Source organism: Streptomyces sp. NPDC026500, from assembly GCF_055567635.1.
In genome coordinates, this window is the sequence record NZ_JBVHQB010000014.1 from 104347 (window position 1) to 125745 (window position 21399).

General features: G+C 71.6%; 16 protein-coding genes. 11 read left to right on the forward strand and 5 right to left on the reverse strand.

Translation table 11 applies throughout. The features are described from left to right. Positions 1-38: 38 nt before the first annotated feature. The 5 genes from ACZ4N5_RS25000 to ACZ4N5_RS25020 all read left to right on the forward strand — a co-directional run bounded on the left by ACZ4N5_RS25000 (position 39) and on the right by ACZ4N5_RS25020 (position 7100). Entirely contained in the window at positions 39-3056 is a 3018-nt protein-coding gene (locus ACZ4N5_RS25000) for an alpha-mannosidase (RefSeq protein WP_467759284.1), read from the forward strand. Between the two features lie 111 nt (positions 3057-3167). Continuing rightward, positions 3168-4523 carry an L-fuconate dehydratase gene (locus ACZ4N5_RS25005; protein WP_467759285.1) on the forward strand — a complete coding sequence of 452 codons (1356 nt, stop codon included), beginning with the start codon at positions 3168-3170 and terminating at the stop codon, positions 4521-4523. Continuing rightward, the gene (locus ACZ4N5_RS25010; RefSeq protein ID WP_467759286.1) at positions 4520-5284 is read left to right on the forward strand and encodes an SDR family NAD(P)-dependent oxidoreductase; all 765 of its coding nucleotides are present in this window, start codon (positions 4520-4522) and stop codon (positions 5282-5284) included. The genes ACZ4N5_RS25005 and ACZ4N5_RS25010 overlap by 4 nt, the downstream gene beginning before the upstream one ends. Beyond that, the gene (locus ACZ4N5_RS25015) at positions 5281-6264 is read left to right on the forward strand and encodes an aldo/keto reductase (protein WP_467759287.1); all 984 of its coding nucleotides are present in this window, start codon (positions 5281-5283) and stop codon (positions 6262-6264) included. The genes ACZ4N5_RS25010 and ACZ4N5_RS25015 overlap by 4 nt, the downstream gene beginning before the upstream one ends. Beyond that, positions 6261-7100, forward strand: coding sequence for an amidohydrolase family protein (locus ACZ4N5_RS25020; RefSeq protein ID WP_467759288.1), 840 nt, complete (start codon positions 6261-6263; stop codon positions 7098-7100). The genes ACZ4N5_RS25015 and ACZ4N5_RS25020 overlap by 4 nt, the downstream gene beginning before the upstream one ends. A 33-nt stretch (positions 7101-7133) precedes the next feature. Here ACZ4N5_RS25020 and ACZ4N5_RS25025 read toward each other — a convergent pair whose 3' ends face one another. Beyond that, positions 7134-8567, reverse strand: a complete 1434-nt coding sequence (locus tag ACZ4N5_RS25025) for a lipase maturation factor family protein (RefSeq protein ID WP_467759289.1) — start codon at positions 8565-8567, stop codon at positions 7134-7136. A 117-nt stretch (positions 8568-8684) separates the two neighbouring features. Here ACZ4N5_RS25025 and ACZ4N5_RS25030 point away from each other — a divergent pair, with 117 nt between their 5' ends. The 3 genes from ACZ4N5_RS25030 (at position 8685) to ACZ4N5_RS25040 (ending at position 13018) form a co-directional block, all read left to right on the forward strand. Next, entirely contained in the window at positions 8685-9965 is a 1281-nt protein-coding gene (locus tag ACZ4N5_RS25030) for a DUF6777 domain-containing protein (protein WP_467759290.1), read from the forward strand. A gap of 78 nt (positions 9966-10043) precedes the next feature. Continuing rightward, positions 10044-12119 (forward strand): SpoIIE family protein phosphatase, encoded by a 2076-nt coding sequence (locus ACZ4N5_RS25035; RefSeq protein ID WP_467759291.1) that lies wholly within the window; start codon positions 10044-10046, stop codon positions 12117-12119. A gap of 38 nt (positions 12120-12157) precedes the next feature. Beyond that, positions 12158-13018: an Fpg/Nei family DNA glycosylase gene (locus ACZ4N5_RS25040; protein ID WP_467759292.1), complete on the forward strand. Its 861-nt coding sequence runs from the start codon at positions 12158-12160 to the stop codon at positions 13016-13018. Positions 13019-13029: 11 nt separating this feature from the next. Here ACZ4N5_RS25040 and ACZ4N5_RS25045 read toward each other — a convergent pair whose 3' ends face one another. The 3 genes from ACZ4N5_RS25045 to ACZ4N5_RS25055 form a co-directional block, all read right to left on the reverse strand. Beyond that, positions 13030-13710 (reverse strand): anti-sigma factor family protein, encoded by a 681-nt coding sequence (locus tag ACZ4N5_RS25045; protein ID WP_467759293.1) that lies wholly within the window; start codon positions 13708-13710, stop codon positions 13030-13032. A gap of 219 nt (positions 13711-13929) precedes the next feature. Then, positions 13930-14445 (reverse strand): hypothetical protein, encoded by a 516-nt coding sequence (locus ACZ4N5_RS25050; RefSeq protein ID WP_467759294.1) that lies wholly within the window; start codon positions 14443-14445, stop codon positions 13930-13932. 135 nt (positions 14446-14580) lie between these two features. Continuing rightward, complete coding sequence (locus ACZ4N5_RS25055; RefSeq protein ID WP_355847025.1) at positions 14581-15129, reverse strand: sigma-70 family RNA polymerase sigma factor; 549 nt, start codon at positions 15127-15129, stop codon at positions 14581-14583. Positions 15130-15403: 274 nt separating this feature from the next. Between ACZ4N5_RS25055 and ACZ4N5_RS25060 the strand changes: the two genes are divergently transcribed. Continuing rightward, positions 15404-16552 carry a CapA family protein gene (locus ACZ4N5_RS25060; RefSeq protein WP_467759295.1) on the forward strand — a complete coding sequence of 383 codons (1149 nt, stop codon included), beginning with the start codon at positions 15404-15406 and terminating at the stop codon, positions 16550-16552. A gap of 13 nt (positions 16553-16565) precedes the next feature. On the opposite strand, the gene ACZ4N5_RS25065 is transcribed toward ACZ4N5_RS25060, so the two are convergent. Then, on the reverse strand, positions 16566-17030 hold the full coding sequence (locus tag ACZ4N5_RS25065) for a universal stress protein (protein WP_467759296.1): 465 nt from the start codon (positions 17028-17030) through the stop codon (positions 16566-16568). 100 nt (positions 17031-17130) lie between these two features. Here ACZ4N5_RS25065 and lysX point away from each other — a divergent pair, with 100 nt between their 5' ends. Beyond that, on the forward strand, positions 17131-20409 hold the full coding sequence (gene lysX, locus ACZ4N5_RS25070; protein WP_467759297.1) for a bifunctional lysylphosphatidylglycerol synthetase/lysine--tRNA ligase LysX: 3279 nt from the start codon (positions 17131-17133) through the stop codon (positions 20407-20409). Positions 20410-20494: 85 nt separating this feature from the next. Further along, entirely contained in the window at positions 20495-21340 is an 846-nt protein-coding gene (locus ACZ4N5_RS25075; protein ID WP_467759298.1) for a polysaccharide deacetylase family protein, read from the forward strand. Positions 21341-21399 lie beyond the last annotated feature (59 nt).

Consider the following 21399-nt stretch of genomic DNA (forward strand, 5'->3'; position numbering starts at 1 on the left):
CCCCGCGCCGCTGACCCCTCACCCCACGGAGCACTCGCATGCATGACGACCGCACTCTGGTCGAAGCCCGTCTCAAGCGCGTCCTGGACGAACGCGTCCGTCCGGCCGTGTACCCCGAGTCCGTACCGCTGGACGTGGCGGTGTGGAACGCGCCGGGCGAGCCCGTCCCGGTCGCCGAAGGCCTCGCCGCCCCGCCGGAACCGATCGAAGTGGGCGCGCGCTGGGGTGCTCCGTGGGGCACCAGCTGGTTCCGGGTCACCGGCACCGTCCCGAAGGAGTGGGCGGGCCGGACGGTGGAGGCCCTGCTCGACCTCGGCTTCGACGAGAACATGCCCGGCTTCCAGTGCGAGGGGCTCGTCCACCGGCCCGACGGCACTCCGGTGAAGGGCCTCAACCCGCGCAACCAGTGGGTCCGGATCGGCGCCCCGGTCGAGGGCGGCGAGCCGGTCCGGCTGCACATCGAGGCCGCCTCCAACCCGGTGATCCTCGACTACCACCCCTTCCTGCCGACCCGGTTGGGCGACAAGGAGACGGCGGGCAGCGAGCCGCAGTACCGGCTGGAGCGGATGGATCTCGCCGTCTTCGACGAGACGGTGTGGCAGCTCGTCAACGACCTGGAAGTCCTCGGCGAGCTGATGGCCGAGCTTCCGGTGGAGTCCGCGCGGCGCTGGGACATCCTGCGCGCGGTGGAACGGGCCCTGGACGCGGTGGACCTCCAGGACGTCAACAGCACGGCGGAGGCGGCGCGTTCACAGCTCCGGGACGTACTGGCGGCGCCCGCCGTGCCGTCGGCGCACCGGATCAGCGCCGTCGGGCACGCGCACATCGACTCGGCCTGGCTGTGGCCGCTGCGCGAGACCGTCCGCAAAGTGGCCCGCACGACCTCCAACATGACCGCGCTCCTGGAGGAGGAGCCCGACTTCCTCTTCGTCATGTCCCAGGCCCAGCAATGGGCGTGGGTCAAGGACCACCGGCCCGAGGTGTGGGCCCGGGTGAAGAAGGCGGTCGCCGACGGGCGGTTCGTGCCCGCCGGAGGCATGTGGGTCGAGTCGGACACCAACATGCCGGGCTCGGAGGCGATGGCCCGTCAGTTCGTGCACGGGAAGCGGTTCTTCCTCGACGAGTTCGGCATCGAGAACGACGAGGCCTGGCTGCCCGACACCTTCGGCTTCGCCGCCGGCCTACCGCAGATCATCAAGGCGGCCGGCTCCAAGTGGCTGCTGACACAGAAGATCTCGTGGTCGCAGACCAACAAGTTCCCGCACCACACCTTCCGCTGGGAGGGCATCGACGGCACCCGGATCTTCACGCACTTCCCGCCCGTCGACACCTACAACTGCTCCATGAAGGGCGCCGAGATCGCCCACGCGGCGAACAACTTCAAGGACAAGGGCGTCGCCCGGCACTCCCTCGCCCCCACCGGCTGGGGCGACGGGGGCGGCGGCACCACACGCGAGATGATCGCCAAGGCGGCCCGGCTGCGCGACCTCGAAGGCTCCGCGACCGTGGTCTGGGAGACCCCCCAGGAGTTCTTCCGCAAGGCCGAGGCCGAATACCCCGACGCCCCCGTGTGGGTCGGCGAGCTGTACCTGGAGCTGCACCGCGCCACCCTCACCAGCCAGGCGAGGACCAAGCAGGGCAACCGGCGCAGCGAGCACCTCCTGCGGGAGGCCGAACTCTGGGCGGCGACCGCCGCCGTACGGAGCGGATTCCCCTACCCGTACGAGGAGTTGGACCGGCTGTGGAAGACGGTGCTGCTCCACCAGTTCCACGACATCCTGCCCGGCTCGTCCATCGCCTGGGTGCACCGGGAGGCCCGCCGCACCTACGAGCGGGTCGCCGGGGAGCTGGGCGCCGTCATCGACGCCGCCCAGCGCGCACTGGCCGGCGACGGCTCGACGGCGCTGGTCTTCAACTCGGCCCCGCACAGCAGGGGCGGGGTCCCGGCGGGCGGCGCCGCCGCACCGCGCGTCGACGGCGAGGTGCGACTCGCTCCGCGCACCGGCGGCGGCCACGTCCTCGACAACGGCCTGCTGCGCGTGGAGATCGACGAACGGGGGCTCGTGGTCTCGGCGTACGACCTCGAAGCGGACCGCGAGACGATCGCACCCGGCCGGGCCGCCAACCTGCTCCAGATCCACCCCGACTTCCCGAACATGTGGGACGCCTGGGACGTCGACGAGTTCTACCGCAACACGGTCACCGACCTGGTCGACACGGACGAGGTCGCGCCCGCCGGGGACGGCGCGTCGGTCCGGATCGTCCGGTCCTTCGGGGCGTCGCGGGTCACCCAGGTGCTGTCGCTGAGCCCGGGGGAGCGCCGGCTCGGCATCGACACCGAGGTGGACTGGCACGAGACCGAGAAATTCCTGAAGCTCGCCTTCCCGCTCGACGTGCACGCCGAACGGTACGCGTCCGAGACCCAGTTCGGGCACTTCCACCGGCCCACGCACACCAACACCTCATGGGAGTCCGCCAAGTTCGAGGCGTGCAACCACCGCTTCGTGCACATCGAGGAACCGGGATGGGGCGTCGCCCTCGTCAACGACTCGACGTACGGCCACGACGTCACCCGCACCGTGCGGAGCAGCGACTCCGGTACGACCACCACCGTGCGCGTCTCGCTGCTGCGCGCCCCGCGCTTCCCCGACCCGGAGACCGATCAGGGGTCGCACCGCTTCCGGCACGCGCTGGTGCCGGGCGCCGCGATCGGCGACGCGGTGCGCGAGGGCTGGCGGATCAACCTGCCCGAGCGGCGGGTGACGGGTGCGCGGGAGGTCGCGCCTCTGGTCACCGTCGACCAGGACGCGGTCGTCGTGACGGCGGTCAAACTGGCCGACGACGGCAGCGGGGACGTCGTCGTCCGCTTCCACGAGTCCCAAGGCGGCCGTACGAGGGCCACTCTGACGGCCGGGTTCAGGGTCTCGGACGTCACCGCGACGGACCTGCTGGAGCGACCGCTCACGGACGTCCCGTCCCCGGCCCGGGAGGGCGACCGGATCAGCCTGCGGCTGCGCCCGTTCGAGCTCGTGACCCTCCGGCTGAAGCGCGCCTGACGCCCGGAGACGGCGTCGTTCCCGGTTCGAGCCGCTACGGTTCGAGCCGGGAACGCAGCCACTGCTCCACCTCACCGATGTGCCCGACGAGGACCGACCGAAAGGCCTCCCGTGTCCCCGAGCCCCGCCCGTATCGCCGCGGTCGACACCTACGACATCCGCTTCCCCACCTCGCGCGAACTCGACGGCTCGGACGCGATGAATCCGGATCCCGACTACTCGGCGGCGTACGTCGTCCTGCGCACCGACGCCGCCGACGGAGCCGAGGGGCACGGCTTCAGCTTCACCATCGGGCGGGGCAATGATGTCCAGGTCGCCGCGATCGACGCGCTACGGGGGCACGTGGTCGGACGGTCTCTCGACGAGCTGTGCGCCGACCCCGGCTCCCTCTCCCGGGACCTGGTCGGCGACAGCCAGCTGCGCTGGCTCGGACCCGAGAAGGGCGTGATGCACATGGCGATCGGCGCCGTCGTCAACGCCGTGTGGGACCTGGCCGCCAAACGCGCCCGCAAACCGCTGTGGCAACTGCTCGCGGACGCCGATCCCGGCTGGCTCGTCGGCCAGGTCGACTTCCGCTACATCACGGACGCGCTGACGCCCGAAGAGGCGCTGGAACTGCTGCGCCGTGGCCGGGAGGGAGCCGCAGGCCGCGCCGCGACCCTGCGCGCGCAGGGCTTCCCCGCGTACACCACCTCACCCGGCTGGCTCGGCTACGGCGACGAGAAGCTCACCCGTCTCGCCGTGGAGGCGGTCGCGGGGGGATTCCGGCAGATCAAGCTGAAGGTGGGAGCGGACCTCGCGGACGACCTGCGCCGTTGCCGCGTCGCCCGTGCGGCGGTGGGCCCGGACATCCGCATCGCGATCGACGCCAACCAGCGCTGGAACGTGGACGAGGCGATCACCTGGACCAGGGCGCTCACCGAGTGCCGGCCGTACTGGATCGAGGAGCCGACCAGCCCCGACGACATCCTCGGCCATGCCGCCGTGCGCAGGGCGGTGGCCCCCGTCAAGGTCGCCACCGGCGAGCACGTGCAGAACCGCGTCGTCTTCAAACAGCTGCTCCAGGCCGGCTCCATCGACATCCTTCAGATCGACGCCGCACGCGTCGGAGGTGTCAACGAGAACCTCGCCATCCTGCTCCTCGCGGCCAAGTTCGGCGTGCCCGTCTGCCCGCACGCCGGGGGCGTGGGCCTGTGCGAACTCGTCCAGCACCTCTCGATGTTCGACTTCGTCGCCCTGTCCGGCACCACCGACGACCGTGTCATCGAGTACGTCGACCATCTGCACGAGCACTTCACCGACCCGGTCGTGATCCGCGACGGCCACTACACGGCACCCACCACGCCCGGCTTCTCCGCCGAGATGCGGCCCGAGTCGATCGCGGAGTTCACCTACCCCGGCGGCGCCTTCTGGGCCGCCGACCTCGCCCAGCGGAACGTCAACGACCGCAAGGAAAGGACAACATGACGGATCCTCAGGACTTCGATGGGCTCAGGGCGCTGGTGACCGGAGGCGCTTCCGGGATCGGCAGGGCCACCGCCGACCTCCTGGCCGCCCGCGGCGCCCGGGTCGCCGTCCTCGACCTCGATCCCTCGTCCGTCGACAAGCCGCTGACCGGCCACCGCGCCGACGTCACCGACGACGCCTCTGTGCGGGCAGCCGTGGCCGCCGCGGTCGCGGACCTGGGCGGCCTCGACATCCTGGTGAACAACGCGGGCATCGGCGCCCGCGGCACCGTCGAGGACAACGACGACGAGGAATGGCACCGGGTCCTGGACGTCAACGTCCTCGGCATCGTGCGGACGACCCGCGCCGCCCTGCCCCACCTCCGGGAATCCACGCACGCGGCGATCGTGAACACCTGCTCGGTCGCGGCCACCGCGGGCCTGCCCCAACGGGCCCTGTACTCGGCGTCCAAGGGCGCCGTCCACGCCCTCACCCTCGCCATGGCCGCCGACCACGTCCGCGAAGGAATTCGCGTCAACTGCGTCAACCCCGGCACGGTGGACACCCCGTGGGTCGGCCGGCTCCTGGACGCCGCTCCCGATCCGGCCGCCGAGCGCGCCGCCCTGGAGGCCCGCCAGCCCACCGGCCGCCTGGTGTCGGCACCCGAAGTCGCTGGCGCCATCGCCTACTTGGCGAGCCCGCTGTCCGGATCCACCACCGGCACCGCGCTCGCGGTGGACGGCGGGATGCAGGGGCTGCGGTTGCGCCCGGCGGTCCGGTGAACTCCCTCGGCAGGAGCGGCGTCCCCGTCAGCGCGCTGTCATTCGGCGCGGCAGGCATCGGCAACCTGTTCACCGAGGTCACCGACGAGCAGGCGCGCGAGGCGGTGGACGCCGCCTGGACGAGCGGCATCCGCTACTTCGACACCGCCCCGCACTACGGCCTCGGCCTCTCCGAACGGCGCCTGGGCGCGGCCCTGCGCGACCGGCCCCGCGCCGAGTACACCGTCTCGACCAAGGTGGGCCGCCTCCTGGAGCCCGTGGAGACGGGCGGCGACGACCTGGCCGACGGCTTCGCGGTGCCCGCCACGCACCGCCGTGTCTGGGACTTCGGCGCCGACGGTGTGCGCCGGAGTCTGGACGCAAGCCTCGAACGGCTGGGCCTCGACCGCGTGGACGTCGTCTACCTGCACGACCCCGACGACCATGCCGAGCAGGCCTTCCGCGAGGGCTACCCCGCGCTGGAGAAGCTGCGCTCGCAGGGCGTGGTCGGCGCGATCGGCGCGGGCATGAACCAGACGGAGATGCTCACCCGGTTCGTCCGCGAGACGGATGTCGACGTCGTGCTCTGCGCGGGCCGCTACACCCTCCTGGACCACAGTGCCCTCGCCGAATTGCTGCCCGCCGCCCTCGACCACGGCACCTCCGTCGTCATCGGCGGCGCCTTCAACTCCGGCCTGCTGGCGGACCCATGCCCGGGAGCGACGTACAACTATGCGGTGACGTCCCCCGAGTTGCTGGACCGCGCACTGCGCCTGAAGGCGATCGCCGAGCGGCACGGCACCACCCTGCGCGCCGCCGCCCTGGCCTTCCCGGCCGCGCACCCGGCCGTGGCGAGCGTCCTGGCAGGCGCCCGTTCGGCGGCCGAAGTCCGCGACTGCGCGGAGCGGTTCGCGACGCCGGTGCCCCCGGGCTTCTGGCGCGAACTGCACACGGAGGGCCTGCTGCCCGCCGCCCCCCTCCCCGTACGGGAACTGCCGTGACCGTCGACGCGCACCACCACGTCTGGGACCTGTCGGTGCGTAACCAGGACTGGATCACCGGACCCGAACTCCGCCCGCTGCGGCGGAACTTCGGCATCGCGGACCTCGCACCGGAGGCGGCCGCCGCCGGGGTGGACCGCACCGTCCTCGTCCAGACGGTCACCGTGGCCGAGGAGACCCCGGAGCTCCTCGCACTCGCCGAGCGGAGTCCGCTGGTGGCAGGCGTGGTCGGGTGGACGGACCTGACCCGGCCGGACGTCGCCGACGAACTCGCCCGGCTGCGGGAGATGCCCGGCGGCCGTCACCTCAGGGGCATACGCCATCAGGTCCAGGGCGAGCGCGACCCCGGATGGCTGCTGCGTCCGGACGTGCGGCGCGGACTGGCCGCCGTCGCGGACGCGGGGCTCGTCCACGACCTGCTCGTGCTGCCGCGCCAACTGCCCGCCTGCGCACGGGCGGCCGCCGAACACCCCGGACTGACCTTCGTGCTGGACCACTTGGGAAAGCCGCCGATCGCCACCGGCGCCCTGGACCCCTGGGCGGGCGCGGTCCGCGAACTGGCCGCGCTGCCCAACACGGTGTGCAAGCTCTCCGGGATGGTCACCGAGGCGGACCCCGCGCGGTGGACCCCCGACGACCTGCGGCCGTACGCCGACACGGTCCTGGAGGCCTTCGGCCCCGACCGGACGATGTTCGGCTCCGACTGGCCGGTCTGCACACTCGCAGCGAGTTACGACCAGGTCCTGCGGACAGCAGAGGAGTTGACGGCGACCCTGAACGAGCACGAGCGCCGGTCCGTCTTCACCGGCACGGCCACCCGCGTCTACCGCCTCTGATCCCCATCCGCCCGCCCGTCCGCACGTTGAGGGTCACCGGTACGGAACGCGGCGCTCGGCGGCACCCTCCAGTCGTGTGGGCGGGAGGAAGTCGCGCACGTACGTCCGGTGCCAGCACGCGCCGGTCTCACGCAGTTCGCGCCAGGTCGTGTACCGGTAGCGGAACAGGCGGACGCGCACGTAGCGGGGCGGCGCGTCGGCGGGGAACGGGGAGCGGCGCAGCAGTCGCAGGGTGTCACGGTCGTTCTCCAGGAGCCGTTCCACCAGACCCGAGAACCAGGTTCCGGCGTATCCGGGAGAGAGCGCCACGAACCACATCATCCAGTCGAGCCGCAGATGGTACGGCGCGAACTGACGCGGCCAGTACCGCGGATCCCCCGGCTTGCCCTTGAACTCGTACTCCCGCCAGTCCGCGTCCTCGCGCGGCACCTCGTCCGCGGTGCCCTCGACGATCACCTCGTGACGCACCCGGCTGACGCTGCCGAACGCCCCGTAGGTGTTGACCAGATGGAGCGGGTCGAACGAGCGGTTCATGACCTGCCGCCGGGAGATCAGATTGCGTGCCGGACGGTAACTGAGGGCCAGCAGGCCCGCGGCCACCACGAGGACGACGACCTCGTACCAGAGAGGCGCGGCGGCGACATGCGGCGCGGTGCCGGGGAGCTCGGTCACGCTCAGCGCGAGCACGATCGTCGTCCAGTTCAGCCAGGAGAAATTGCCCGACAGCACCAGCCACAGCTGGGTCAGGATCATCAGCGAGGCCGCCGCCGTCGCGACCGGCTGCGGGGTGAACAGCAACACGGGCAGCACGAGTTGGGTGAAGTGGTTCGCGGCCACCTCGACACGGTGGAACGGCTTCGGAAGATGGTGGAAGAACCAGCTCAGCGGACCCGGCATCGGCTGGGTCTCGTGGTGGAAATAGAGGCAGGTCAGCTTCCGCCAGCAGGCGTCGCCCCGCATCTTGATCAGCCCCGCGCCGAACTCGACGCGGAACAGCACCCAGCGCATGAGGAACAGCACGACGACCGGCGGCGCCACCTCGTCGTTGCCGAGGAAGACCGCGAGGAAGCCCACCTCCAGGAGCAGCGACTCCCAGCCGAACGAGTACCAGGTCTGGCCGACATTCACGATCGACAGATACAAGGCCCAGGGGACCAGCCACAACAGCATCGCGCCCCAGAGCGGCAGCCGCCCGTCGAGGCCCGCGATCAGCGCCACCGACACCGCGCAGCCCGTCCAGCACCAGCCCGCGAAGAAGCGGTCCGAGTAGCGCAGATGGAACACGCTCGGCGCTTCACGGAACGCGACCCGCTGCACGAAGCGGGGCACCGGCAGCATCCCGCGCTCCCCGATCAGCGCACGGAACTGCAGGGCCGCGCCCAGGAACGCGACGAGATACAGGACGGCGAGCGCCCGCTGGAAGACCAGCCGGCTCAGCCAGTAGTCGGGTGCGACGAACCACTCCATGGCGCGTGCTCCTCTCCCCACCATTGTGACGCTGGGTGACCGATCTCCGCTTGCGTGCGCCAAGAGAGTGACGCAGAGAATGGTGCACGAATTGCCCGGGACGAACGGGAGAACGTGGTGCACATACCCACCAGGACCCATGTCGCGGCCTGCGCGCTCGCGGCCTCACTCCTCCTCGTCGCAGGCTGTGGCGGCGGCGACAGGGGCAAGGCATCGAACGGCTCGACCGGCGGCGAGGTGTTCCTCCAGCCCGCCGCCGCCCAGGGACCCGACCCCTTCACGGAGTCCACGGACATCTCCACCGAGACCCCGCCACCCGTCACCCGAACGCCGCAATCCACGCCCGCCGGCACGCAGGCAGTGCGCTCGTTCTCGGGCGCCACACCGGGCCTCTACGGAGGCACCCGGAACGCCGGCAGCTGCGACGTCGAGAAGCAGATCCGGTTCCTGGACGCCGACCGGGACAAGGCCCGCGCCTTCGCCGAGGTCTCCGGCATCGCCCCGGGATCCGTCCCGGACTATCTGCGCCAGCTGACCCCGGTCGTACTGCGCGCCGACACCGGCGTCACGGACCACGGATTCGGCGACGGACAGGCGACCGGCTTCCAGGCCGTGCTCCAGGCCGGTACGGCCGTCCTCGTCGACAACCGGGGCGTACCCCGGGTCCGCTGCGCCTGCGGCAACCCGCTGGGCCGGCCCACCCCGCTCGACGGGAACCCGGACACCCGGGGCACGCCCTGGAGCGGGTACCGGCCCGCCCAGGTCGTCGTCGTGACCCCGGCGCCCGTCGTGATCAACGACATCACGATCGTCGACGTGGCCGACAACACCTGGATCGAACGGCCGGTCGGCTCCGACGGCCACCGTCACGACCAGGTCGTACCGCCGCCCGACGGCCAGGCCCCGGGGCCGCACGACCCCTCCTCCAGCGCCTCGCCGGGCGGGCGGAGCCCGTCCCCGGACGCCTCCTCGACCGACTGCGTCACGCCCACCGCGACGGAGACCGCGACGCCGGGGAACGGGGAGAGCACCCCGGGCGAGACCGCCGGGCCCGGCACCGCGCCCACCGGCACGCCGACGGACGGCGCCGCCAGGGACGTATCCCGGCCGGACCGGTCCTCGCCCCCGACGACCGAGCCCTCGCACTGCCCCACCGCCACGGCACCGCCGACCAGGGAACCGGGGGCCAGCCCGGCCCCCTCGGGCGGGACCACCGCCCCCGACCGCTCCGGCTCCCCGGAACCCTCGTCACCGGAGGCCCAGCCCGACGAGCCGGGCACGCCCGAGGACACCGCCCCGGACAGCCCCGACGCCCCCGACGGCGGCGGGCTGATCCCCGACGAGCCGACCGGTCCGGACAGCGTCTTCGACGTCTCGGCCGACGTCCTCGACAGGTGAGCGCCCGCTCGTCCGGGGAGCCCGGAAACGGGCTCCCCAGAAGTCGAATAATCGGGCAAATGCTGGCATGGTTGCCCCATGGTTGATCGGGGAGCGAGCGCCCTGTCACTCCCGGACGACTGGCCCGCCCACCCGGATCCGATCCTGGCGCTCAATCGCATGGGCAGCTTCGACTGGGACCTGGACACCGGTCTGATGCAGATGGACGCCCAGGCCCACGAGGTCTTCGACATGCGCTCGGACGAATACGACGGGCAACCCGCCACCCTGGGCGTCCGCGTCCCGCCGGCCGAGTCGCTCCGTCTCGACACCATGGTGTCCCACGCCCTCAAGGATGGCAGCGAGAACTACGGCGCCTATTTCCGCATCCGCCGCCGCGACGGCACCCTGCGCTGGACCCACACCCAGGGCTACATCCGCCGCGACGAGACCGGCAGGCCGCGCCGGATCATCGGCATCGTCCGCGACGCCACCGACGAGCTCGACGAGAGCGCGGCACGCCGTGAACAGGCCGTCCAGAACGAGGTTCGGCGCCAGCAGACCAATGTCGTCCAGCTGACCACCGCCGCCCTGGCCCACGCCCGCACGGTCGAGGACGTCATCGACGTCCTTCAGGACACCCACGGCCTCACCCACCTGGGGGCGGCCAGCCTGGTCATGGGCCTGGTGGAGGCCGGCCGCATCCGCATGGTCGCCACGGGCCCGGAGGACAGCTACGTCCCCGGCACCCGGGTCACGCGCCTGGACGCGCAGTACCCGATGAACGAGGTCGTACGGACCCTCGCGCCGCACTTCATCGAATCGCCCGAGGAGTTCGCCGAGTCGTACCCGCTCCTGTGGCCGAACATCACCGGCCTGAAGATCACCTCGGCCGCGTATCTGCCGCTCATCGTGCAGGCCCGCCCCATCGGCGCGATCGGCCTGCTCTACAACGACCGGCGCGGCTTCTCGGAGGACGAGCGCAACGTCCTCGTCGCGCTCGGCAGCAGCATCGCCCAGAGCCTCCAGCGGGCCATGTTCTACGAACAGGAGAAGGACCTCGCCCAGGGCCTCCAGCAGGCCATGCTGCCACGCTCCATCCCCAGCGTGACCGACGCCGACGTCGCCGTCCGCTACCGCTCCGCCTCCCTCGGCCGGGACATCGGCGGCGACTGGTACGACCTGATCCCGCTGCCGGGCGGCCGCGTCGGCGCCGTCATCGGCGACGTCCAGGGCCACGACACCCACGCCGCCGCCGTCATGGGCCAGCTGCGCATCGTCCTGCGCGCCTACGCCGCCGAGGGCCACACCCCGGCCACGGTGATGGCCCGCGCCTCGGTCTTCCTCGACGAACTCGACACCGACCGCTTCGCTACCTGCCTGTACGCCGAGATCGACCTGTCCACCGGAGTGGCCCAGGTGGTGCGGGCAGGTCACATCGACCCGCTGGTCCGGCACACCGACGGAACCTGCCGCCGGCTGCCCGTGGAAGGCGGCCTGCCGCTCGGCCTGTCCGCCGAGTTCGGACGCCTCGAATACCCGGTCGCCAGCGTCGAACTCGACCCCGGCCAGACACTGCTGCTGTGCACCGACGGGCTCGTCGAGGAGCCCGGCATCGACCTCGACGAGGGCATGCGCACCCTCGCGGAACTCATCCGCGGCGGCCCGGAGGACGTCAGCGACCTCGCCGACCGCCTCATCGACATGGCCGAGGCCCGCGGCGGGGACGACGACGTCGCCCTGCTGCTCCTGCGCCGCCACAGTGTGATCGACCAGCGCTCCGGCGGGCGCCTCCAGCAGCACGTCGCGCCCGGCGACCCGGAGGCGCTCATCGAGGCCCGCCACATGATCCGGGCCGCGGTCCGCGCCTGGGGAGCCCGTGACCGGGCCGACGAGATCGAGCTGGTCGCCGACGAACTGATCACCAACGCGCTCATGCACACCGAGGGCTCGGCCATCGTCACCCTGCGCGTCCTGACCGGATCCGACCGCAGACTGCGCGTCGAGGTCGAGGACTCCTCCAGCGCGCTGCCGCGCCGCCGAGAGGCCGGCGAGTCCGGTGTCTCCGGCCGCGGACTGCTGCTCGTCGACCGCCTCACCGACGTCTGGGGCGTCGAGGCCCGCGGCGGCGGCAAGTGCGTGTGGTGCGAGTTCATGGTCCGGGAACGGAACTGATCCCTGGCGTTGTCGGCGCCGGATGGCACTCTGGATGTATGCCGGAACTGCCCGAGGTCGAAGCGCTCAAGGACTTCCTGGCCGGTCGTCTCGTCGGCCGCCGCATCGTGCGTGTGCTGCCCGTCGCCATCAGCGTCATGAAGACGTACGACCCTCCCGTCTCGGCCCTGGAGGGACGCGAGGCCACGGCCGTCCGCCGGTTCGGCAAGTTCCTCGACATCGACGCGGACGGCCTGCACTTCGTCACGCATCTGGCCCGCGCGGGCTGGCTGCACTGGAAGGACACGCTTCCCGACGGCCCGCCCCGGCCCGGCAAGGGCCCTCTCGCGCTGCGCGTCGCACTGGAGACCGGCGAGGGCTTCGACCTCACCGAGGCGGGCACCCAGAAGCGGCTCGCCGTGTATGTCGTCGAGGACCCGCAGCTGATCCCCGGAGTCGCCCGGCTCGGCCCGGACCCGCTCGCCGACGACTTCGACGAGCAGAGGTTCGCCGGGCTGCTCCAGGGCGAGCGGCGCCGGCTCAAGGGCGCGCTGCGCGACCAGAGTCTGATCGCGGGCGTGGGCAACGCCTACAGCGACGAGATCCTGCACGCCGCCCGGATGTCCCCCTTCAAGATCGCCTCCTCGCTGACCCCCGAGGAGACCCGGCGGCTGTACGAGGCGCTGCGCGGCACGCTCGCCGACGCGGTGGAGCGCTCCCACGGGCTGGCCGCCGGACGGCTGAAAGCGGAGAAGAAGACCGGTCTGCGGGTGCACGGGAGAACGGGGGAGGCCTGCCCGGTGTGTGGTGACACCATCCGCGAGGTCTCCTTCAGCGACTCCTCGTTGCAGTACTGCCCGACCTGCCAGACCGGCGGCAAGCCGCTGGCGGACCGGCGGATGTCCCGGCTGCTCAAGTAGGCGGGCGCTGCTCAGGGGGAGTTGAGCGTCACGAGGTGTTTGCCGTCCGCCGTGCGCACCTCGAACTGGCGGATCTCGCCGGTCCGCATCGACGAGCCGCCCTGCATGGTGATGGCGGCGCCGTTGTGCGGGGGCTCCATCCAGCTCGTCACCGACTGCTCCGAGCCGTCCTCGCCGATGGCGACGAGCTCGCAGGAGCGGGGGCCCTTGGCGTCCTTGACCTGGACCTCGATCTCACTGCCCCAGACCCGGTCCCGGGTCGTCACCTGGGCCCAGACCCCGGTCTCCGCGTCGGTCCTGGCCATCTGGCTCGCCGGGGGGTCGGCCGCGGCGACCTGGTCCGAGGGGGAGCCGTGCGCGGCGACGAGGGCGATCGTGGGACCGCCCGCCGCGAGCACCACGGAGGCCGCCAGTGCGTACAGGAACCGCCGGCGCCCGGCGCGGTTGCGCGTGGCCACCTCACCGAGCAGCCGGTCGAGCAGCCGCGGGCCAGGAGCGGCGAAAGGGTGCACAGTGCGTGGCGTCGACCGGCGGTACAGCATCAACTGCCGTGTGGCGGGGCGGAACTCGCTGACGTACGCCGTGCACCGAGGGCACTCCATGAGGTGGTCCTCGAAGCGGAAGGCTTCCGCCTCGCCGAGCACGCCGAGCGCATAGGCGCCGACGTCGCGATGCCGTTCCAGGGACCTCATACCGAATACCGAATCCTCGTGGCGTTGGTGCGGACTGTGAGTGGTGTTGCTGTTGCCCACGGGTACGCACCAGACCGTCGAATCACTCAAGACTCGTTCGGAATCGGGGTCAAGACATTCGGAGCACGGGCGCTCGCGGATTGGTGCGAGCCCGAAAAAACTGTTCCCGGCGCGGTCACGGCCGCCCTCGGAAGAGTCGTTGGCGTGTCACGGCCGCCGTCAGAAGAGGTGGATGGCCAGATGCCCGAGCGGCAGTCCCAGCCGCCAGGCCGCCGTCCACACCTTCGGACCGTCGTCCTCACCTGGTACGGAGCCGCCGCCGGGCACCGCGTCCAGGTCCGGAGCGAGCAGTTCCGTCTCCTCCAGCCAGCGCCAGGCCGCGGACGCCAGCTCCAGATCGGGATCGGGCGCGGCGGATCCGGTGGCCTCGGCCGCGCGCCGCGCCAGGTGTTTGCGCACCCACGTGTGCCAGGGCTGGTCGTACGCCGTCAGCGAAAGCCAGGTCTCCAGTTGGGTGATGACCCGGATTCCGGAGAGTTCGCCCCCGCTGTCCGACAGGAAGATGGTCAGCGCGAGGGCGTCGCGCCCGGCGCGGAACTCGAAGGAGGTGGGCGGCATCAGGTCGCCCGTACGCAGCAGTTCGTCGGCGATGTACTCGGCGTACAACCAGGCCATGGGGACGGTGAGTTCGCCCCCGTCGGTGCCGTCCGTGCTCTCTTGCCCTCTGTGCAGCATCCCTTCCTGCCTTCCTCCGGTGCGTGCGCGTCGCCCGACCCCGGGCCCCAGTCCGGAACACGGATGAGGCAAGCTGATTGCTCAACCATGGTCCTCAGCAAGGCGCTTTACGGAGGTTTGACTAAGCCTTCGGTTTCACCGCAGGTCGGCCGCGTATCCCGGAAGAACCCGGCGCAGGGCGCGCAGCGCGTAGTACGCGCGGGACTTCACCGTACCGGGCGGAATCCCCAGTGCCGCGGCGGCCTCCGCCACACTCGCCCCCTGGAAGTACACCAGCACCAGGACTTCACGGTGTTCGGGAGTGAGTGTCTTCACAGCCTCCCGCACATCGAGCGTCGCCGCCGACCGTTCGGCGTGATCGGCACAGACCCGTGCGTTGTCGAGGACCGCGTCCCCGACCTCCGGAGGGCGTGCCTGCCGGGCCCGGCGTGCGTCGATGGCCAGCCGCCGCCCCACGGTCAGCAGCCAGGGCCGTACGGAGTCGAAGTCGTCGGCGCGCAGGGCCTCGGGGTGCTGCCAGGCACGTACGAACGTCTCCTGCAGCAGGTCCTCGGCGCGCTGGCGGTCGCCGTCGGACAGGCGCAACAGCAGGGCGAAGAGGGGGCGGCCGTGCTCACGCTGCAGCGCGGCCAGCTCGTGCTCGGCGGTCGTCCCGTGGGTGATGGTGGTGGTTCCGGCCGTCATGGCGTGTATGTCAGCGTGTCGCGCCCCTCGCGGACAGGCCGGGAACACGGTTGTGCGGTGGGCGGTCGAAGCCGTCGGTGAACGGTGCGCCGAACGGTCCGCCGAGGTGGAGCCCCGGATTCCGGGGCCACGGCCGTCGCACCGCTGTTCGCCCCGACGGGCATGTCCGTGAGCGCCGAACGGGCTAGCGGCGCTTGTGTCTCCTTGACTGCCGGCTGCCCGTGTACGTGGATGCGTATCTATTAGTCATTAAATACGACGGTATGGGGCCAGCATGATCACACGCGCGCGACAGATCAATCTGGCCCTCGCGGCCGCCCTCATCGCGGCCGCGGCGGCCTGCCAGGCCCACGACTCGGCCGCGCACCCGCGCAGCGGACAGCCGGCCCCCGCCCCCGCCCGCGGCTTCACGCTCGTCGCAGGCGGCGACGTCCTGCCGGACAGCTCGGTAGTCGAGCGGGCGAACTCCGACGCGGGAGGCAGCGGATACGACTTCCGGCCGATGCTCGCGGGCGTCCGGCCCGTCGTGTCCGGGGCCGACCTGGCGATCTGCCGGATGGAGACCGTGTACGACGCCGGCTACACCGGCTCTCCCGCCTTCAAGTCCCCGCCCCAGGTGGCCGAGGGCCTCGCCGCGACGGGTTACGACTCCTGCTCCACCGCCTCGAACCACACCCTGGACGACGGCGCCGACGGCGTCCGGCGCACCCTGGACACGCTGGACCGCGCGGGAGTGCGGCACGCCGGATCGGCGCGCACCGCGCAGGAGGCGAACGACGCCACCCTGATGCGAGCGGGCAGCGCCCGGGTCGCCCATCTCGCGTACACCGACGACGCGAACGGGCTCCCGCTCCCGCAGGGGCAGCCCTGGGCGGTCGGCCTGATCGACCCCGACCGGATCCTCGCGGACGCCCGTGCCGCCCGGAAGGCGGGCGCCGACGTGGTCGTCGTCTCCCTCGACTGGGGCACCGCGTGGCAGGACGAGCCCGACGAGCGGCAACTGCTGCTGAGCAGACAGCTGACCGCGTCCCGCACCGACGGGCGGCCCGACATCGACCTGATCCTCGGCGACCACGCACACGTCCCGCAGGCGTACGAGAAGGTCAACGGCACCTGGGTCGTCTACGGCACGGGTGACCAGATCGCCGGCGGGATGTACAACGACCAGGGCGTCCAGGACCCGCGCGGCGACGAGAGCACCCTCGGGCGCTTCACCTTCGCCCCGCCCGCGCGACCGGGAGAGCGGTGGGAGGTGACGAAGGCCGAGTTCATCCCGCTGGCCTTCGACCTCGACGCCGGCCGGGTCGTCGATCTCAACGCCGCGCTGGACCAGGGGGCCGCGGTCGGCCCTGTGCGCGACCGGATCCGGGACGTCGTCCTCGGCCGGGGCGCGGGCCGGGCCGGCCTCGTCATGGGGAAGTGACGCGGGAGCCGTCCTACGGCACGACCGTGACCGGCCAGCGCCCCGCCTTCACCAGACGGATCGCCACCGAGCCGACGATACGGTGCCCCGCCTGCTCGGAGGCCCCGACCACCACGGCGTCCGCCTTCAGCTCGTCCGCGGCGGTGACCAGGCCGTTGTAGGGGTCGCCGTGGAAGGTGTGGAACTCCCAGCGCACATCGAATATGTCCTTCACCCGCTCGGTCGCGTCGCGGATGTACTGGATCAGATCCGCGGCGATCTCGTCGGTCGTCTCCGCGACCGGCACCCCGAGCGCCGCCCCCGCCGCCATCACCGGCTGGATGTAGACGACCGCGAGCAGCGCCCGCTGCCGCCTCGCCAGGCCCCCGGCGTACGCCGCGGCGCGCAGCGAGGAGTCGGAACCGTCCACGCCGACGACGATGACCTTGGGACCGTCCGTCCCGCGCTCGAATTGATGCGCGTGCTGCTCTTCCGTCACGGCTGCGAGGCTATCGGAACCCGCAGGTCCCACGGCCTCGGGGGAGCGGGGAGATTCGCCCGACGGGCGGGGCGGCGCCGCTCTTCCTACAGTCGGAACCATGAGTGCCACCGTGGAGGCCCGCCCGCCGAAGACCACCAGCGGCCCGAAACGGCCGCCCCGGGACGGCTTCCTCAGCAAGGTGCCCGAAGGCTTCGCGGCGTTCTTCGGCGCCATCGGCCTGCTCTGCACCCTGCTCGCCTTCATTCCCCCGGTGCGCGCGGTGCTGCGACCTGTGGTGCGCTTTCTCGACCTTCTGATCATCCCGGTCAGCGCCAACCTCGCGTACGCCGTCTTCCTCTTCCTGCTCGCCGCCGCGACGGCCGCCCGCAAGAAGATCGCCTGGTGGCTGGTGGTCGTCTACCTCGGCCTGCTGGTCCTCACCGACGCCCTCGGGGTCGCCGCCGGCCTGTACGCCGCCTCGATCCCCTCGCTGATCGTCTGCGGGCTCCTACTCGCCCTGCTGATCGTGGCCCGCCGGGAGTTCTACGCCGACTCGCGGCGCGCCGCCGTACGACGGGCGCTGCTCGTCCTGTTCACCGGACTCGTCGTGGCGATCCTGCTCGGCTGGGGCCTGGTCGTGCTGTTCCCCGGCACTCTGCCGGAGGGCCAGCGGCTGCTCTGGGCCGCCAACCGGGTCTGCGGCGGACTGGTCTCCGGGCGTTCGTTCGACGGCCGCCCGCCGCGCTGGCTGTTCTTCGTCCTCGGCCTGTTCGGCGCCCTCGCCCTGCTCAACGCCGCCGCCGCGCTGTTCCGTTCCCAGCGCCTGGTCGCGGCCCTGCACGGCGACGAGGAGGCCCGAATCCGGGCCCTGCTCCAGGCGTACGGCGGTGACGACTCACTCGGCTACTTCGCCACCCGCCGCGACAAGGCCGTCGTCTTCTCGCCCAGCGGCAAGGCGGCCGTCACCTACCGCGTCGAGGCCGGAGTGTGCCTCGCCAGCGGTGATCCCGTCGGCGACCGGGAGGCCTGGCCGCACGCGATCGGCGCCTGGCTGGACATCGCCCGCCGCTACGGCTGGGCGCCCGCCGCGATGGGCGCCTCCGAAGAGGGCGCCAAGGCGTTCGCGCGCTCCGGGCTCGGCGCCCTGCAGCTCGGCGACGAGGCGATCCTCCAGGTCGCCGGCTTCGACCTGTCCGGCCGCGACATGCGCGTCACCCGGCAGGCCGTCAACCGCGTCAAACGCACCGGTGCCACCTGCCGGGTACGCCGGCACTCCACCCTGTCCGAAGCCGAGATGGAGGAGATCGTCAGCCGGGCCGACGCCTGGCGCGACACCGAGACCGAGCGCGGCTTCTCGATGGCCCTCGACCGGCTCGGTGACCCCGAGGACGGCGACTGCCTGCTCGTCGAGGCGATGGGCTCCGACGGCAAACTCCTCGCGCTGCTCTCCTTCGTGCCCTGGGGCCGCGACGGCATCTCGCTCGACCTGATGCGCCGCGACCGCAGCGCGCCCAACGGCGTCATGGAGTTCATGGTCGCGGAGACGTGCGCGGTCGCCGGGAAGTTCGGTGTCCGGCGCATCTCCCTCAACTTCGCCGTGTTCCGCTCGGTCTTCGAAGAGGGCGCCCGCATCGGCGCGGGCCCGGTGCTCAGACTCTGGCGCAGGCTGCTCTTGTTCTTCTCCAAGTGGTGGCAGCTGGAGGCCCTGTACCGCTCCAACGCCAAGTACCACCCCGAGTGGTACCCGCGCTTCATCTGCTACGGCGACACCGGCGCCCTGGCCCGTATCGGCATGGCCTCCGCCATCGCCGAGGGCTTCGTCTCCGTGCCCTCGCTGCGCACGCTGTGGGGCAAGGGGCACCCGAAGGGCGGACCCAAACCCGCCACGACCGCGGGGCTGCCCTCGCTGACGGCCCTCGGACTCGGCACGGGGGACGGGGCCGAGGCAGGCGATCCCACCACCGGTCTGCCCGACCAGGTCCGCGTGCGGCACCGCAAACTCGACCGGCTGCGCGCCGACGGCACCGACCCCTACCCGGTCGGCATCCCGCCGCGCACCCATGTCCTGGCCGACGTCCGCGGCGGCGAGGACGTGACCGTCGCCGGACGCGTGATGCTCGTCCGCGACTTCGGCGGTATCGTCTTCGCCGTGCTGCGCGACTGGTCGGGCGATCTCCAGATCGCCCTCACCCGCAAGGAGTCCGGTCCCGCGCTCGACCGCTTCCGGCAGGTCGTCGACATCGGCGACCACATCAGCGCCGACGGTCTCGCGGGCGCCAGCGACACCGGCGAACCCACGGTCTTCGTCGTCTCGTGGCAGCTCACCGCCAAGTGCCTGCACCCGCTGCCCGACAAGCGCAAGGGACTCGCGGACCCCGAGGCCAAGGTCCGCCGCCGCTATCTCGACCTGGTGTCCAGCCCCGCCGCCCGCGATGTCGTACGGGCCCGCTCCACGGCCGTCCAGGCGCTGCGCCAGGGCCTGCTCGACCGCGGCTACCTGGAGGTCGAGACCCCGATGCTCCAGCAGATCCACGGCGGCGCCAACGCCCGGCCGTTCACCACCCACATCAACGCCTACGACCTGAACCTGTATCTGCGCATCGCACCCGAGCTCTACCTCAAACGGCTGTGCGTCGGCGGCATGGAGAAGGTCTTCGAGATGGGCCGCACCTTCCGCAACGAGGGTGTCTCCTACAAACACAACCCCGAGTTCACGATGCTGGAGGCCTATCAGGCCTTCGCCGACTACGACGTGATGCTCGACCTCACCCGCGAACTGATCCAGGGCGCCGCGACCGCCGCCTTCGGCTCACCGATCGCCCGCAAGGACGGCACCGAGTACGACATCTCCGGGGAGTGGCCCGTCAAGACGGTGTACGGGGCGGTCTCCGAGGCGCTGGGGGACGAGATCGACGCCGACACGTCGCTGGAGGCGCTGCTGCGGCTGTGCGACCGCGCGGGCGTGCCGTACACGGCGGACGACGGACGCGGCGACGTCGTACTGGAGATGTACGAACGTCTGGTCGAGGAGAAGACGCAGCTGCCCACGTTCTACAAGGACTTCCCGACCGAAGTCTCCCCGCTCACCCGGCAGCACCGCACTGACCCGCGGCTCGCGGAACGCTGGGACCTCGTCGCCTTCGGCACGGAACTGGGCACTGCCTACTCGGAGTTGACCGACCCGGTCGAGCAGCGCCGACGGCTCACCGAACAGTCGCTGCTGGCCGCCGGGGGAGATCCCGAAGCCATGGAACTCGACGAGGACTTTCTCGACGCGCTGGAGTACGCCATGCCGCCCACCGGCGGGCTCGGGATCGGCGTCGACCGGCTCGTCATGTTCCTCACCGGGCTGACAATCCGGGAAACGCTGCCGTTCCCGCTGGTGCGCCGCCGCTGAAAAAAATGGTCCAGGCGGGTGCTTTCGAGAGGCCTCACCGGTGTTGCTCGGCCGATTGGCCCCTCCGCCGGGTGACTGATTAGTCATGAAAAAGGATCAGCTGATTACCCGGCGCCGGGCGTTGATCGCCGGCGCCGCCGTCCTGGGGGCGGCCGGGGCGGCGGGCACAGCCCGTGTCCTGACCGCCGGTCAGGCCGCGGAGCCGGTACGCGGTCTGCCGCTCTCCGGCCCGCAGGCGAACCGGGCCCTCAAGCCCTCCGCCTACCGCCTCCAGCCGCTCGCCGGCTATGGCCCGCCGCCGCACGGAACGCCGCTTCGGACCCTCGTCCGGCACGAGCCCTTCATGCGCGTGTCCGGGCGCGGCCGCTCCATGGTGCTGACCTTCGACGACGGCCCCGACCCCCACTACACCCCCGAGATCCTGCGGACCCTGCGCGAGTACGACGTGCACGCCATGTTCTTCGTGTGCGGGGCGATGGCCGCCGACAACAAGGACCTGCTGAGCGAGATGGCCGACGACGGACACATCGTCGGCAACCACACCTGGAGCCATCCGCTGCTGACCAAGCTCTCGCGCTCCGCGATCCGCTCCGAGATCGAGCGCACCAGCGAGGTCATCGACGACGCCTACGGCGAGCCGCCGGTCTGGTTCCGCGCGCCGTACGGGGAGTGGAACCGGGCGACCTACCAGATCGGGGCCGAACTCGGCATGGAGCCGATGGCCTGGACGATCGACACGAACGACTGGGCGAGGCCGGGGACCCGCGCGATCGTCGGCACCATTCAGAAGGAGGCCTCCCCAGGTGTCGTCGTCCTCTCCCACGACGCGGGCGGCGACCGCTCGCAGAGCGTGCAGGCACTACGCACCTATCTCCCGCGCCTGCTCGACGCCGGCTACCACATGACGGTGCCGCGCCGTAAATACGCCTAGAACCGAGAAAGGGCCCCGCGCACCACGCGTCGCGGGGCTTTCGGCCGGGCCGGCCGGCG

Excerpts from the sequence above, each read along its gene's own strand:
- ACZ4N5_RS25075 (WP_467759298.1), top strand. The coding sequence starts at position 20,495 with ATGAAAAAGGATCAGCTGATTACCCGGCGCCGGGCGTTGATCGCCGGC.
- ACZ4N5_RS25060 (WP_467759295.1), top strand. The coding sequence starts at position 15,404 with ATGATCACACGCGCGCGACAGATCAATCTGGCCCTCGCGGCCGCCCTC.
- ACZ4N5_RS25035 (WP_467759291.1), top strand. The coding sequence starts at position 10,044 with ATGGTTGATCGGGGAGCGAGCGCCCTGTCACTCCCGGACGACTGGCCC.
- lysX (WP_467759297.1), top strand. The coding sequence starts at position 17,131 with ATGAGTGCCACCGTGGAGGCCCGCCCGCCGAAGACCACCAGCGGCCCG.
- ACZ4N5_RS25045 (WP_467759293.1), bottom strand. The coding sequence starts at position 13,710 with ATGAGGTCCCTGGAACGGCATCGCGACGTCGGCGCCTATGCGCTCGGC.
- ACZ4N5_RS25040 (WP_467759292.1), top strand. The coding sequence starts at position 12,158 with ATGCCGGAACTGCCCGAGGTCGAAGCGCTCAAGGACTTCCTGGCCGGT.
- ACZ4N5_RS25000 (WP_467759284.1), top strand. The coding sequence starts at position 39 with ATGCATGACGACCGCACTCTGGTCGAAGCCCGTCTCAAGCGCGTCCTG.
- ACZ4N5_RS25055 (WP_355847025.1), bottom strand. The coding sequence starts at position 15,129 with ATGACGGCCGGAACCACCACCATCACCCACGGGACGACCGCCGAGCAC.
- ACZ4N5_RS25010 (WP_467759286.1), top strand. The coding sequence starts at position 4,520 with ATGACGGATCCTCAGGACTTCGATGGGCTCAGGGCGCTGGTGACCGGA.
- ACZ4N5_RS25050 (WP_467759294.1), bottom strand. The coding sequence starts at position 14,445 with ATGCTGCACAGAGGGCAAGAGAGCACGGACGGCACCGACGGGGGCGAA.
- ACZ4N5_RS25025 (WP_467759289.1), bottom strand. The coding sequence starts at position 8,567 with ATGGAGTGGTTCGTCGCACCCGACTACTGGCTGAGCCGGCTGGTCTTC.